Origin of the sequence: Burkholderia sp. Bp9090, assembly GCF_003857985.1 — a bacterium.
GTDB lineage: Bacteria > Pseudomonadota > Gammaproteobacteria > Burkholderiales > Burkholderiaceae > Burkholderia.
On sequence record NZ_QTPV01000004.1, the window covers coordinates 188,404 to 202,319 of the forward strand.

Consider the following 13,916-nt stretch of genomic DNA (forward strand, 5'->3'; position numbering starts at 1 on the left):
CATCACGCGGATACCGGCGGCGTTCGCAAGTGAGACGCTGGAAATCAGTTCCCTTCGAGGAACGACTTCAGCTTGTCGGAACGGCTCGGGTGACGCAGCTTGCGCAGCGCCTTGGCCTCGATCTGACGGATCCGCTCGCGGGTAACGTCGAACTGCTTGCCGACTTCCTCGAGCGTGTGATCGGTGCTCATCTCGATACCGAAGCGCATCCGCAGAACCTTCGCCTCACGCGGCGTCAGCGAATCGAGCACATCCTTCACGACGTCGCGCATGCTGGCATGCAGCGCGGCATCCGCCGGCGCGACCGTGTTGTTGTCCTCGATGAAGTCGCCGAGATGGGAATCGTCGTCGTCACCGATCGGCGTTTCCATCGAGATCGGCTCCTTCGCGATCTTCATGATCTTGCGGATCTTGTCTTCCGGCATCTCCATCTTCTCGGCGAGCGTTGCCGGATCCGGCTCGAGACCGGTTTCCTGCAGGATCTGCCGCGAGATGCGGTTCATCTTGTTGATCGTTTCGATCATGTGAACCGGAATACGGATCGTGCGCGCCTGGTCCGCGATCGAACGCGTAATGGCCTGGCGGATCCACCACGTCGCATAGGTCGAGAACTTGTAGCCGCGACGGTATTCGAACTTGTCCACCGCCTTCATCAGGCCGATGTTACCTTCCTGGATCAGGTCGAGGAACTGCAGGCCGCGGTTCGTGTACTTCTTCGCGATCGAGATCACGAGACGCAGGTTCGCCTCGGTCATTTCACGCTTCGCCTGACGCGCCTTCAGTTCGCCGGCCGCCATCTGGCGGTTGGTTTCCTTCAGGTCCTTCAGCGGCAGCACGACGCGCGCCTGCAGGTCGATCAGACGCTGCTGCTGCTCGCGGATCGCCGGAACGTTACGCGACAGGACCGCGCTGTACGCATGGCCTTCGGCCGCGATCTTCTCGGCCCAGTCGAGATCCGTCTCGCTGCCGGGGAAGCGCGCGATGAATTCCGAACGCGGCATGCCGCACTTGTCGACGACGATGTGCAGGATCTGACGCTCGACCTGACGCACTTCGTCCACTTGCGCACGCAGCGTGTCGCACAGACGCTCGACGGTACGCGCGGTGAAGCGGATCGTCATCAGTTCGGTCTGGATCGTTTCCTGCGCCTTCAGGTAGGACTTCGACTTGTAGCCTTCCTTCTCGAACGCGCGGCGCATCTTGTCGAACCACTCGCTGATCTGCGAGAACTTGTCGAGCGAGGCACGCTTGAGGGCTTCGAGCTGGGCGGCATTGGCCGACGCCTGAGCGGCACCGTCGTCTTCCTCCTCTTCCTCTTCTTCCTCTTCCTCTTCGGCTTCCTCGTCCTCGTTCTCGATCGCTTCCGCTTCCTTCGCGGAGAAACCGTCCGTATCGGCGGAGTCCGAAGCATTCGGATCCAGCAGGCCGTCGACGAGCTCGTCGACGCGGATCTCTTCGTTCGCGACGCGCTCGGCCATCGCGAGGATGTCGGCGATCGTCGTCGGGCACGCGGAAATCGCCATCACCATGTGGCGCAGGCCGTCCTCGATCCGCTTCGCGATCTCGATTTCGCCTTCGCGCGTGAGCAGCTCGACCGTGCCCATCTCGCGCATGTACATCCGGACCGGATCGGTCGTGCGGCCGAATTCCGAATCGACGGTCGACAGCGCGACTTCCGCTTCTTCCTCGACTTCATCGTCCGACGACGCGGCCGGCGCGTTGTCGTTCAGGAGCAGCGTTTCCGCGTCCGGAGCCTGCTCGTAAACCGCCACGCCCATGTCGTTGAACGTGCCGATGATGCCTTCGAGGGCTTCGGTCTCGGTGAAGTTGTCCGGCAGATGGTCGTTGATTTCGGCATACGTGAGGAAGCCGCGCTCCTTGCCGAGCTTGATCAGCGCGCGCAGTTTCACGCGGCGCTCTTCGAGCTCCTCGGCCGTGCCGGGCGTGCTCGTCGCGAACGCTTCCTTCAGCAGCGCCTTTTCCTTGGCGCGACGATCGCGCACCTTGGATTTGCCCGGGGCAGCCGCGGCTGCGGGCTGCTCGTCGCTCTGATTTGCGTCGTCATCGACGGATACTTCGTTCAGCTTTTTGGTCATGGAGTTCGCCGTACCGGCTATATCGACTCGCGGCTGCTGGACGACAGCCGGTTGAACCGTAGGTGCATGAGTAGTACGTACTGCCGTTTCGTCCGCGGCGGCAGTCGTGTCCCTTGCGCTTTTCGCACTTGCCCGCTTCGCCGCCGGCTGGGCCGGCCCGGAGTCGGGTCTGGCGGCAGCCCGTGTTCTGGCTGCCGGCGCCGGCGCAGCCTGAGCAGTGCCGGCCGCGGTTTTCTTTCCTGCAGGGGCTGACGTGGCTGAAGACGTTGTCCTGGTGGAAGAAGCAGACTTGGCCGCTGTGACCTTGGTGGTCGGCTCCGTCGAGCCCTTGCCTGTTGCTTTCTTTCCGCCTGTCGTCTTTGCCATCGCGAATCTCGCCTCTGCTTAGAAAACAAACCGCTGGAAACCTTATATTATAGCACGCTGGGGCGCCCTCTCTCAGCGCCCCGGCCGCCTACAGCCCGAGCCGACGTTTCATGTCGGTTCGCTGCTGGTTCAATTCCGTCAATTCGGCCAGTTCCTCGGGTGTGAAGGTCGATTGCCGCGCCAGCCGATCGAGCCGGTCGCAGCAGGCGTCATAGCGCATCTTGAGCACCGCGGCCTGCAGTTCCTCCCCCGCGATCCGTTCCTGTTCACGCTGCCGCTCGGGCACCGTCTCGTCTTCCGGATTCTGTAACAGCAAATCGCGGACGTTTTCATCATAGTCCAGAATTTCGCGGAAGATTTCCTCGTAAGTCGCGCCGTTCGAGGAGGTCCGCAGGACATCGGACAGCAGCCGGAACTCCGCGCCGTCACCCAGCGCACGCGCATGCTCGACGACTTCGGCGAACAGCTCGCCGATCCGCGGCAGCGCGCGCAGGGTCGCAAGCTGTTCGTCGTCGAGCTGCGACGCGATCCGCGGATGCATCACGAGCGTGCGCAACGCGCGCTTTTCGCTGTCCGTCACGCGCCGCCGCTCGCTGCGCGCGGGCGCCTGGCGCGGCGGCGCCGCGATGCGCGCATCGACGTCCGACAATCCCGCGACTTCCTCGAACGGGATATCGAGACGGTCGGCGAACATGTGCATGATCTGCGCGCGCAACGCGTTCGCCGGCAGCGCCTGCAACAGCGGCTTCGCGTCGAACAGCGCCTTCGCGCGACCTTCCGGCTGATCGAGCGCCTTGCCCGCGATTGCTTCGTTCAACAGAAATTGCGACAGCGGCATCGCGCGCTCGACCTGCTCGGAGAACGCGTCCGCACCGAATTCGCGTACATAGCTGTCCGGATCGTGCTCGGCCGGCAGGAAAAGGAATCGGATCGTCCGGTTGTCCGCCGCATGCGGCAGGCACGCTTCGAGCGCGCGGCGCGCCGCGCGCCGGCCGGCCGAGTCGCCGTCGAAGCTGAAAATGACCGTGTCGGTCTGGCGCAGCAACTTCTGTACGTGGATCGGCGTGCATGCCGTGCCGAGCGTCGCGACCGCGTTCGGGAAGCCGAGCTGGGCGAGCGCGACGACGTCCATGTAGCCTTCGACGACCAGCACGTACTTGCGCTCGCGGATCGCGAGGCGCGCCTCGAACAGCCCGTACAGTTCGCTGCCCTTGTTGAACAGCGGCGTTTCCGGCGAATTCAGGTACTTCGGCTCGCCGCTGCCGAGCACGCGTCCGCCGAACCCGATCACCTGCCCCTTCACGTTGCGGATCGGGAACATGATCCGCTCGCGGAACCGGTCGTAGCGTCGCGCCACACCCTGCGCGTCGGTTTTCTCGCTGACGATCACGAGCCCCGATTCGACGAGCGAGTCGTCGCGATAGTCCGGGAACGCCGTTTCGAGGTTCTGCCAGCCGTCCGGCGCATAGCCGAGCCCGAAGCGCGCGGCGATCTCGCCGGTCAGGCCCCGGTTCTTCAGGTACTGGATCGCGACGGTCGCGCCACGCAGTTGCTTGCGGTAGTAGTCGCACGCGGCGGACATCACGTCGGACAGCGCGGTCGCGACCGATTTCGACACGGGCGCCGGATAGTCGCCGCCGCCTCCACCGCCGCCGCCGCGCATCGACGGCTCGTGCGGCACGGTCAGCCCGACCGACTGCGCGAGCTCCTGCACGGCTTCCGGGAACGTGAGCCCCGCATGCTCCATCAGGAAGCCGATCGCCGTGCCGTGCGCGCCGCAGCCGAAGCAGTGATAGAACTGCTTGGTCGGGCTGACGGTAAACGACGGGCTCTTCTCGTTATGGAACGGGCACAACCCCATGAAGTTGGCGCCGCCCTTCTTGAGCTGCACGTACCGGCCCACCACGTCGACGATATCGACGCGGTTCAGCAAATCCTGCAGGAACGAATGCGGAATCACCGTGGGATCGAGCGAAAAAAAGACAATACGACGCCCCGGCGCACGCGCATGCGACGCGCCGGGAAGCGGGTTTTACTTCGACAGCGCGGCCTTGACCTGCGCGGAAACGGCCGTCATGTCGGCGCGGCCGGCGAGCTTGCCCTTCAGCACGCCCATCACCTTGCCCATGTCCTGCGGGCCGGCTGCGCCGGTTGCCGCGACCGCGGCCTGGACTTCGGCGGCCACTTCGGCGTCCGACAGCTGCGCGGGCATGTAGGCGCCCAGCACCGTCAGTTCGGCCTGCTCCTTCGCGACGAGATCGTCGCGGCCGGCGGCCTCGAACTGGCTGATCGAGTCCTTGCGCTGCTTGATCATCTTGTCGATCACCGCGGTGATGCCCGCGTCGTCGAGGGTCACCCGATCATCGACCTCGCGCTGCTTGATCGCGGCCATCAGCAGGCGAATCGTCGCCAGACGCTCGCTTTCCTTCGCGCGCATCGCGGCCTTCATGTCTTCGCTGATCTGCTCTTTCAAACTCATCTTGCACCCGGGATGGAAACGTGACTTCGACGCCCGCGAACGGGCGTCAACACAAAAACCCGCTTGGGACTAAGTCTCAAGCGGGTTGCTCGAATCCGGCATCGGCGACTCGCGGCCCCGGAACGAGGCCGATCGTGCGGAGGTCGCCGGTGCGCCGCTCAGCGAACCGCGCGGCGCTCAATCGTTCAGTACAGCTTCTTCGGCAGCGTCTGGCTGCGAATCCGCTTGTAATGACGCTTCACCGCAGCAGCCTTCTTGCGCTTGCGCTCGGCGGTCGGCTTTTCGTAGAACTCCCGCGCACGAAGCTCGGTCAGCAGACCGTTCTTCTCGATCGTGCGCTTGAAGCGACGCATGGCGACTTCGAACGGCTCGTTTTCTTTAACGCGAATGATCGTCATGATCCGACACGAATAAAGGTTTGCAGGGAAGACTTACGAGTATAGCAGAGCGTCGTGCAAAGACATAAGGGCCGGGTCCCGTCAACGGCAGGGCGCGCAGCCGTGTCAGGCGCCGCGCGAGAACTCCGCCGCAGCCTGCCCGGCCGCCGTGCCGGACGCCCATGCCCACTGGAAGTTGTAACCGCCGAGCCAGCCCGTCACGTCCACCGCCTCGCCGATGAAGAACAGCCCCGGCACCCGCGCGCTCATCATCGTCGCCGACGACAGTTCGCGCGTATCGACGCCCCCTTTCGTCACCTCGGCCTTCTTGTAGCCCTCGGTGCCGTTCGGTGTCAGCGTCCAGCCGGACAGCGCGTCGCCGATCTGGCGCAGCGTCTTGTCGGGCAGGTCCGCGAGCCGCGCGTCGGCCGCGACGCGGTGCGTGTCGAGCCAGACGTGGGCGAGGCGAGACGGCACCCAGTCCGCGAGCAGCGAGCCGATCTGCCGCTTCGACGTGCGCTTCGCGTCGAGCAGGTCGGCCACCGCGTCGCGCTGCGGCAGCAGGTCGATACGGATCGGGTCGCCGGACTGCCAGTAGCTGGAGATCTGCAGGATGCCGGGGCCCGACAGGCCGCGATGGGTCAGCAGCAGGTCCTCGACGAATTCGCCGCCGCGCTTCTTGTCGCCGGTCGACACGCGCACTTCGAGCGACACGCCGGACAGCACCGCGAACGGCTCCCAGTCCTGCGACGCAAAGGTGAGCGGCACGAGCGCGGGCCGCGTATCGACGAGCTTGTGGCCGAACTGCTTCGCGAGCCGGTAGCCGAAGTCGGTGGCACCGATCTTCGGGATCGACAGGCCGCCGGTGGCGACGATCAGCGCGCGTGCGCGGATCGGCCCCGCCTGCTGCGTGTCGAGCGTGAAGCCGTCGGACGGCGCGTGGCGCACCGCGTCGACGACCACCGGCCGGCGCCAGGCGATGCCGCCCGCGTCGCATTCATGCTTCAGCACGTCGATGACCGCGTCGCTGCCGTGATCGCAAAAGAGCTGCCCCTTGTGCTTTTCGTGCCAGGTCACGTGGTGGCGCTTGAGGAGCCCGAGGAAGTCGCGCGGCGTGTAGCGCGCAAGCGCCGAACGCGCGAAATGCGGATTCGACGACAGGTAGTTGTCGGGACCCGCATGGAGGTTCGTGAAGTTGCAGCGGCCGCCGCCCGAGATGCGGATTTTCTCGGCGAGCCGCGGCGCATGGTCGATCAGCACCACGCGGCGGCCGAGTTGCCCGGCGACCGCGGCGCTCATCATCCCGGCGGCGCCCGCGCCGATCACGGCGATGTCGTAAGTTTCCATGGCGCGGTTTGTTCAGGAACTTTGCATAGGCTAGGAATTATGCATATTTATCAGCCACTTAGAGGTAGGCGACTGATGAATATCTTGAGGAAGGGCGAATGATACATGCGACGGCGGAGAACGCAACGCTTGGATGGTGGCGCAGCCTCGATTCGCAGGTGGCGCTCGCAACCGTGAATCGACGGCCCCCATCCTTGCTGGTCGGCAGGAGAACCTGAATGCGGCTGATCTCATCCACCAGCGACTTCCTCGTCAGCAGCCGGCCCGATCCCGGGTTCCCGATCCTGCTTTGGGACAACATGGACGGTTGCCGTCCAGAGACACTCTCGGATTCGGTTCGGACGATGCGATTGTTCTCTTTCCGTTGACCGCACGGTATTTGATTGTTTTTAGTGGAAGTCAAGGTCGCATTGGAACTGGCTCCGCACAGCCTCGGCAGGTTGAGCGAGTCAATGAGGTCACTTGTGAAGCTGCGAGGCGCTTACGAAAATTCACTTGCCCCTGCAGATCGACCGCCCCAATCGATGAATGAGGTGACATTTGGCCAAACCGACGCTTATGGATTTCGGCTGCCCGATCAAGTCTCGGCGCGGCTCGCTCCTGAGTTGGCTGCTGAGGTCATCCTGGCGATCACGGCCCCACGTCGATGCGGCCATAGAGACCATCCGCTTCGTCGTTCGTGCCGGCCGCGAAGAACAGCGTATTAGTGGGCTGACTGTTGAGCCCATTCCCGAATGCGATGCCCCACAGTCCAGCCTCGACGATTGCGCTGCCGTCAGCGTGCTCAAGGGTCCCGAGCATGGTCCCGGAAGTCGCATCGAACGCGTGGATCATGCCATCGCCAAAGTTGCCGATCAGGACGGCGTTGCTGAAGCGTCCAAAATTCGCGGGAGCCAGTGCCATACCCCACGGTGCATTCAGTGACCCGCCGGTAGCGAAGCGCTGCAGGAATTGTCCCGACGGACTGAACACATCTATCACGCCGAAGCCTGCGCCCTTGACGTCATCATGTGCTGCCGCATCCTGCTTCGCGTAGGCGACGAACAGTTTCGAGCCGAGCGCCTGGATGCCGAATGGCGCGAATCCCGCAGGTAAAGCGGGATCCTGAAACGCGCCGACTGGCGTGACTTTGGCGAAGTTCCGGTCGAACACGTCGATCCGGTTGTTGTGGAAGTCCGTCGCGTACAGGAAATTCGCCCCGTTGTTACTGGCAATCGCGAGCCCCTTGTAGACGGCGGCGCCGCCGCTGTCGAACACCGTGATTGCCGACGTCGGGTTGACCGCGGGCGACCATGCGGTCATGGTCCCGCCCTCGCCAACGAAAATGAACGCTGCAGGCCCCGATTTGGCGCCCTGGGTCACCATGAAGTCATTCGTGCCATTGAACACGATCCCGGTCGGAGCGGGGTCGCCGCTCGTGCCGGGCGGGATCGTCACGACGAGCGATTGCGGCACGCCGTTGCCATCGTAAAGCGTCGCGTGCTGCGTGCCGTTATCCGCGACCCAGACGAAGCCCTTGGGATTGAAGGCAATGCCCCATGGATTCTTCAGGTTGGCATCCACATGCGCAGCCGGAACGGCGCCGTCGGAGACCAGCGCACTGACCGCGTACTGTCTCTCGTGAGACGAACCGCCGCCACACGCCACGACGCTCGCCAGCACGACAGCCGACAACGCAGCACCGAACGCCGCATGGATCTGTTTCATGATGGAACTCCGAACGTGGAAGAGCAGCTAGTAAACGAATCGGCAACCTCGTTTATTCCGCCCGTCTCGCCCGCGCATCATGAATTTTCGAAGCATGGTCACCGAAGCGGGCGAACTCGCTCCGATCGATGTCGATCCATAGTTGTCGACGCAAGCCGAACGCCGATGCACGTAAGTCTCCTCATATCGACACGTGTCGTTGACGGCCATTGTTCGAGCAAGCCCGCGTTGCAATTCACGGTGCCACGACAAGCACTGTGTGCATGCCGGATTCATAGTGCCCCGGCTTGTTGCAGATCAGCACGTAGTGGCCGGGTGCGAGCTTGAATGACACACGCTTGCTCCTGCCGGGCGCGATATCTTCGACTTCCCCGATTTTCGCCAGCCTGTGCTCCATTACCTCTCCTTTTCTGACAGGGAGCGCATCGTCAGACAGATCCGTCTTGAGCACGACGAGCTCATGTTCCATGTTGTTGTCAGCGGCATTTTTGACATCAAGCGTGACCCGACCAGACTTCACGGTGTGCGTCTTGAGCTGAATCGAGTTGGATAGCAATGTCGCGTCGACTGTATGCTGCGCCCAGCTTGCCTGCGGCGTCACACCAAGGACGGCCGCGCCCGCGACGACGATGACTCTGCAAATGGCATACATGGCTCCCTCCATAGACATTGAAGCGTCGCGTCTGCCGCGAGTTGAGCGACTGCGTGCGCCATTCATCGAGCACGCAAGACCCCCGCCTGTGTGACGGCATGAACGTTCTCGGTGGCGCGCGATACCTAAACGTACGCATCGGGGCACTTATTCCCGGAGCCGCGCAGGGGCGGCGCCGTCCATTCTCGCCGCGTTCATCACGGTACTGGCCATCGTCTTCCTGCAATGGTCGTTCCGTGCAACGCAGGTGCGTAGCCGCCAACTCGCACATGTTGGCTGGCTCCATGCAGCCTTTGCCGCGATGCTGTTCGCCATCTGACGAAATCGGCGGCGGCATCGACGCGTGAAGATCGATGCCGTCGCGCAAGTGTCCGACAACTCGCTTCAGCTCGATTTCACCGGAAACGCGCTGCATCGGCCGTCAACCTGGCCGTCGTGTGCCGGCTTGTGCGCTCGCGCGACTCATACGTCTTCCCCGGTACAGGGAGGCGATCTGGAACATGGCCTACTCCGAGCCTCCACGAGAACGCGGCCGAGAGTCTTGACGTCTATCGCCACAGAGCCATCCGTCGTCGACCGGCGCGGATTGGAACCGCGTTGAAGCGGCAGCATCCTGTTCGACATGTGAACCGACCCGACGAAGGTTACAGAAGCGTTGAACCTGCCCGGCCTGCGGCCCGGGCCGCGCAAAGCGGCGATCGACCCTCGCCTGCTATAATTTCCGGCTACGTTTACCTTCCTGCGGCGCGCTCGATGCAGCGCGCCCCGCCCTGACCCATGCTCGTTCTCGGCATCGAAAGCTCCTGCGACGAAACCGGCCTCGCGCTCTACGACACGCAGCGCGGCCTGCTCGCGCACGCGCTCCATTCGCAGATCGCGATGCACCGCGAATACGGCGGCGTCGTGCCCGAGCTCGCGTCGCGCGACCACATCCGCCGCGCGCTGCCGCTACTCGAGGAAGTCATGGCGCAAAGCGGCACGCGCCGCGACGACATCGACGCGATCGCATTCACGCAAGGCCCCGGCCTCGCCGGCGCGCTGCTGGTCGGCGCGAGCATCGCGAACGCGCTCGCGCTCGCATGGAACAAGCCGACCGTCGGCATCCATCACCTCGAAGGCCACCTGCTGTCGCCGCTGCTCGTCGACGAACCGCCGCCGTTCCCGTTCATTGCGCTGCTGGTGTCGGGCGGCCACACGCAACTGATGCGCGTGACCGACGTCGGCGTGTACGAGACGCTCGGCGAGACGCTCGACGACGCGGCCGGCGAAGCGTTCGACAAGACGGCGAAGCTGATCGGCCTCGGCTATCCGGGCGGCCCGGAAGTGTCGAAGCTCGCGGAAACGGGTACGCCGGGCGCGGTCGTGCTGCCGCGCCCGATGCTGCATTCGGGCGATCTCGACTTCAGCTTCAGCGGCCTGAAGACGGCCGTGCTCACGCAGATGAAGAAGTTCGAAGCGGCGAAGCTGGAGGGCGTCGCGCTCGAGCGCGCGAAGGCCGATCTCGCGCGCGGCTTCGTCGACGCAGCCGTCGACGTGCTCGTCGCGAAATCGCTCGCCGCGCTCAAGAAGACGAAGCTCAAGCGCCTTGTGGTCGCGGGCGGCGTCGGTGCGAACCGCCAGTTGCGCGCGGCGCTGTCGGCCGCCGCAGCCAAGCGCGGCTTCGACGTGCACTACCCCGATCTCGCGCTCTGCACCGACAACGGCGCAATGATCGCGCTCGCCGGCGCACTGCGGCTCGGCCGCTGGCCCGAGCAGGCGAATGCGGACTACGCGTTCACGGTGAAGCCACGCTGGGATCTCGCGTCGCTCGCACGCTGAGTCGCGCGGCGCTGCGCAACGTCGCTCGCACACCCGCACGCGCCGGACGGAAAACGAGAAGGCCGCTCGATTCGAGCGGCCTTCTTCATTGCAGCGGCAAGTCGACGCAGCGCCGCAGCGCCCCGACGTTACGCAGCGTGTCGCTTGTCGCGCTCGATCAGCGCATACGCGCTGTGATTGTGGATCGATTCGAAGTTCTCGGCTTCGAGCACGTAGGCGATCACGCGCTCGTCCGCGTCGAGACGCTGCGCGACGTCGCGCACCAGATCCTCGACGAACTTCGGGTTTTCGTACGCGCGCTCCGTGACGAACTTCTCGTCCGGACGCTTCAGCAAGCCCCACAGCTCGCACGACGCCTCTTCTTCCGCGATGCGGATCAGCGCCTCGACCGGCAGGTCGGCTGCGAGTTCGGCATCGATCGTCACGTGCGAGCGCTGGTTGTGCGCGCCGTACTGCGAAATCTTCTTCGAACACGGGCACAGGCTCGTCACCGGCACGAGCACCTTCAGGAACAGGCGCGTTTCGCCGTTGCGGCATTCGCCCGCGAGCGTCACTTCGTAGTCGAGCAGGCTCTGCACGCCCGACACCGGCGCCGTCTTGTTCACGAAGTACGGGAACGTGACCTCGATGCGGCCGGCCTCGGCTTCCAGCTTCTCGAGCATCGACGCGAGCATCGCGCGGAAGCGCTCGACCGTCAGCGGCGCACGGTTCTCTTCGAGCAGCGCGACGAAGCGCGACATGTGCGTGCCCTTCTGATCGGCAGGCAGGCGCACGTCGAGATTCCAGACGCCGACGCTCGGCTGCACGTCGCCGCTCTCGGTGCACACCGTCAACGGATGCCGGACCGCCTTCACGCCCACGCGCTGAATCGGAATCTGGCGGGTATCCACCGTGCTCTGCACGTCGGGCATCACGAAGGCGGGATTCATCTGGTTCATCTTGTTCAATCCTTGTAAGCCGCGCGTTCGACGACGCGCACGCCGCGTCACGCGGCAGCCGGAAAAGCAACATGGGCCCGCAGGCCCATGTTTTCCGCATCAATGTAGACCGGTTGCGCCAGTCGCACCGACGCCGCCCGCAGGCGGCGCCAGCTTATGCGACGCGCTTCGCCTGATCGGCGACATCGGCCGCCGGGCTCAGGAAGCGTTCGCGAATCGATTTCGCGATGCCCGCGCCGTCGAGGCCGCATTGCGACAGCAGCTTCGCGGGATCACCGTGATCGATGAACTGGTCAGGGAGGCCCAATTGTATTACGGGTCGGATAACCCCACTCTCCATCAGGGCTTCGACGCAGGCCGAGCCCGCACCGCCCATCACGCAGCCTTCCTCGACCGTGACGAGGTAGTCGTGCGTCTCGGCGAGTTCACGCACGAGCGCCGCATCGACCGGCTTCACGAAACGCATGTTCGCGACCGTGGCGTCGAGCTCCTCGCCCGCCGCGAGCGACGGCGCGACCATCGTGCCGAACGCGAGGATCGCGACGCGCTTGCCTTCCGGCTGCGACGTACGGCGACGCACTTCACCCTTGCCGAGCGGGATCTCGGTGAATTCCTTCACCGTCGGCACGCCGGTGCCCGCGCCGCGCGGATAGCGCACCGCGGTCGGGTTCGGCTGCTGCAGCGCCGTGTGCAGCATCTGGCGGCACTCGTCCTCGTCGGACGCGGCCATGATCGTCATGTTCGGGATGCAGCGCATGAACGCGAGATCGTATGCGCCCGCGTGCGTCGCGCCGTCGGCGCCGACGAGGCCCGCGCGGTCGATCGCGAACACGACCGGCAGGTTCTGCAACGCGACGTCGTGGATCAGCTGGTCGTACGCACGCTGCAGGAACGTCGAGTAGATCGCGACGACGGGCTTCAGCCCTTCGGTCGCGAGACCGCCCGCGAACGTCACCGCGTGCTGCTCGGCGATGCCGACGTCGTAGTAGCGATCCTTGAAACGCTTCTCGAACTCGACCATGCCCGAGCCTTCGCGCATCGCGGGCGTAATGCCGACGACGCGCGTATCGCGCTCGGCTTCATCGCACAGCCATTCGCCGAATACTTGCGTATAAGTCTTTTTCGCGGGCGTGGCCGACGGCTTGATGCCTTCCGCCGGGTTGAACTTGCCGGGGCCGTGATAGAGCACGGGATCCGCTTCGGCGAGCTTGTAGCCCTGGCCTTTCTTCGTCACCACGTGCAGGAATTGCGGGCCGCGCAGTTCGCGGATGTTCTGCAGCGTCGGGATCAGCGAATCGAGATCGTGACCGTCGATCGGGCCGATGTAGTTGAAGCCGAACTCCTCGAACAGCGTGGCCGGCACGACCATGCCCTTCGCGTGCTCCTCGAGCTTGCGCGCGAGTTCGAGCACCGGCGGCGCCACGCTCAGCACGCGCTCGACGCCCGCACGCGCGGCCGCGTAGAAGCGGCCCGACATCAGGCGCGCGAGATGGCGGTTCAGCGCGCCGACCGGCGGCGAAATCGACATGTCGTTGTCGTTGAGGATCACGAGCAGCTTCGCATCCTCCGACACGCCCGCGTTGTTCATCGCCTCGAACGCCATGCCGGCCGTCATTGCGCCGTCGCCGATCACCGCGATCGAGAAGCGGTCGTCGCCGTTCAGCTGGCTGCCGATCGCCATCCCGAGCGCCGCCGAGATCGACGTGCTCGAGTGCGCGGTGCCGAACGTGTCGTATTCCGACTCGCTGCGGCGCGGGAAACCCGAGATGCCGTCGTACTGGCGCAGCGAATGCATCTGGTCGCGGCGGCCCGTCAGGATCTTGTGCGGGTAGGTCTGGTGACCCACGTCCCAGACGATCCGGTCGTTCGGCGTGTTGAACACGTAGTGCAACGCGATCGTCAGCTCGACCGTCCCGAGGTTGGACGACAGATGGCCGCCCGTCTTCGACACGCTGTCGAGCACGAACGCGCGCAGTTCATCCGCGAGCGGTTGGAGTTGGCGACGATCGAGGCGGCGCAGATCCGCCGGGTCGTCGATGGTTTTCAGCAAGTCGTACATCGTCGTTCCATTGTAGGAAATCAAACGCGCCCGCATTCTATTGCACGCACCGTAGCGTGTGCGCAGCGGCGGGCTTC

Annotated in this window: 10 protein-coding genes; 1 reads left to right on the forward strand and 9 read right to left on the reverse strand. The window is 64.6% G+C overall.

What is annotated here, in order from left to right; translation table 11 throughout:
* Positions 1 to 44 precede the first annotated feature (44 nt).
* From rpoD to DIE16_RS06005, 7 genes are all read right to left on the reverse strand, one after another.
* The gene (gene rpoD, locus DIE16_RS05975; RefSeq protein WP_124486422.1) at positions 45 to 2,462 is read right to left on the reverse strand and encodes an RNA polymerase sigma factor RpoD; all 2,418 of its coding nucleotides are present in this window, start codon (positions 2,460 to 2,462) and stop codon (positions 45 to 47) included.
* A gap of 88 nt (positions 2,463 to 2,550) precedes the next feature.
* Complete coding sequence (gene dnaG / locus DIE16_RS05980; protein WP_124486423.1) at positions 2,551 to 4,422, reverse strand: DNA primase; 1,872 nt, start codon at positions 4,420 to 4,422, stop codon at positions 2,551 to 2,553.
* Positions 4,423 to 4,494: 72 nt separating this feature from the next.
* Positions 4,495 to 4,941 (reverse strand): GatB/YqeY domain-containing protein, encoded by a 447-nt coding sequence (locus tag DIE16_RS05985; RefSeq protein ID WP_059524656.1) that lies wholly within the window; start codon positions 4,939 to 4,941, stop codon positions 4,495 to 4,497.
* 185 nt (positions 4,942 to 5,126) lie between these two features.
* A complete protein-coding gene (gene rpsU / locus DIE16_RS05990; protein ID WP_006479415.1) occupies positions 5,127 to 5,339 on the reverse strand; it encodes a 30S ribosomal protein S21 in 213 nt (70 codons plus the stop codon).
* Positions 5,340 to 5,444: 105 nt separating this feature from the next.
* The gene (locus DIE16_RS05995; protein WP_124892028.1) at positions 5,445 to 6,665 is read right to left on the reverse strand and encodes an NAD(P)/FAD-dependent oxidoreductase; all 1,221 of its coding nucleotides are present in this window, start codon (positions 6,663 to 6,665) and stop codon (positions 5,445 to 5,447) included.
* A 630-nt stretch (positions 6,666 to 7,295) separates the two neighbouring features.
* Positions 7,296 to 8,372, reverse strand: a complete 1,077-nt coding sequence (locus DIE16_RS06000; protein WP_124892029.1) for a TIGR03118 family protein — start codon at positions 8,370 to 8,372, stop codon at positions 7,296 to 7,298.
* Between the two features lie 235 nt (positions 8,373 to 8,607).
* A complete protein-coding gene (locus DIE16_RS06005) occupies positions 8,608 to 9,024 on the reverse strand; it encodes a sulfocyanin-like copper-binding protein (RefSeq protein WP_124486426.1) in 417 nt (138 codons plus the stop codon).
* A gap of 777 nt (positions 9,025 to 9,801) precedes the next feature.
* Here DIE16_RS06005 and tsaD point away from each other — a divergent pair.
* Positions 9,802 to 10,842 (forward strand): tRNA (adenosine(37)-N6)-threonylcarbamoyltransferase complex transferase subunit TsaD, encoded by a 1,041-nt coding sequence (tsaD, locus tag DIE16_RS06010; RefSeq protein WP_044845274.1) that lies wholly within the window; start codon positions 9,802 to 9,804, stop codon positions 10,840 to 10,842.
* Positions 10,843 to 10,970: 128 nt separating this feature from the next.
* Here the strand turns inward: tsaD and folE2 are convergent, their stop codons facing one another.
* Both folE2 and dxs read right to left on the reverse strand, forming a co-directional pair.
* Complete coding sequence (gene folE2, locus DIE16_RS06015; RefSeq protein WP_124486428.1) at positions 10,971 to 11,780, reverse strand: GTP cyclohydrolase FolE2; 810 nt, start codon at positions 11,778 to 11,780, stop codon at positions 10,971 to 10,973.
* A gap of 154 nt (positions 11,781 to 11,934) precedes the next feature.
* Entirely contained in the window at positions 11,935 to 13,839 is a 1,905-nt protein-coding gene (gene dxs, locus DIE16_RS06020; protein ID WP_044845272.1) for a 1-deoxy-D-xylulose-5-phosphate synthase, read from the reverse strand.
* Positions 13,840 to 13,916 lie beyond the last annotated feature (77 nt).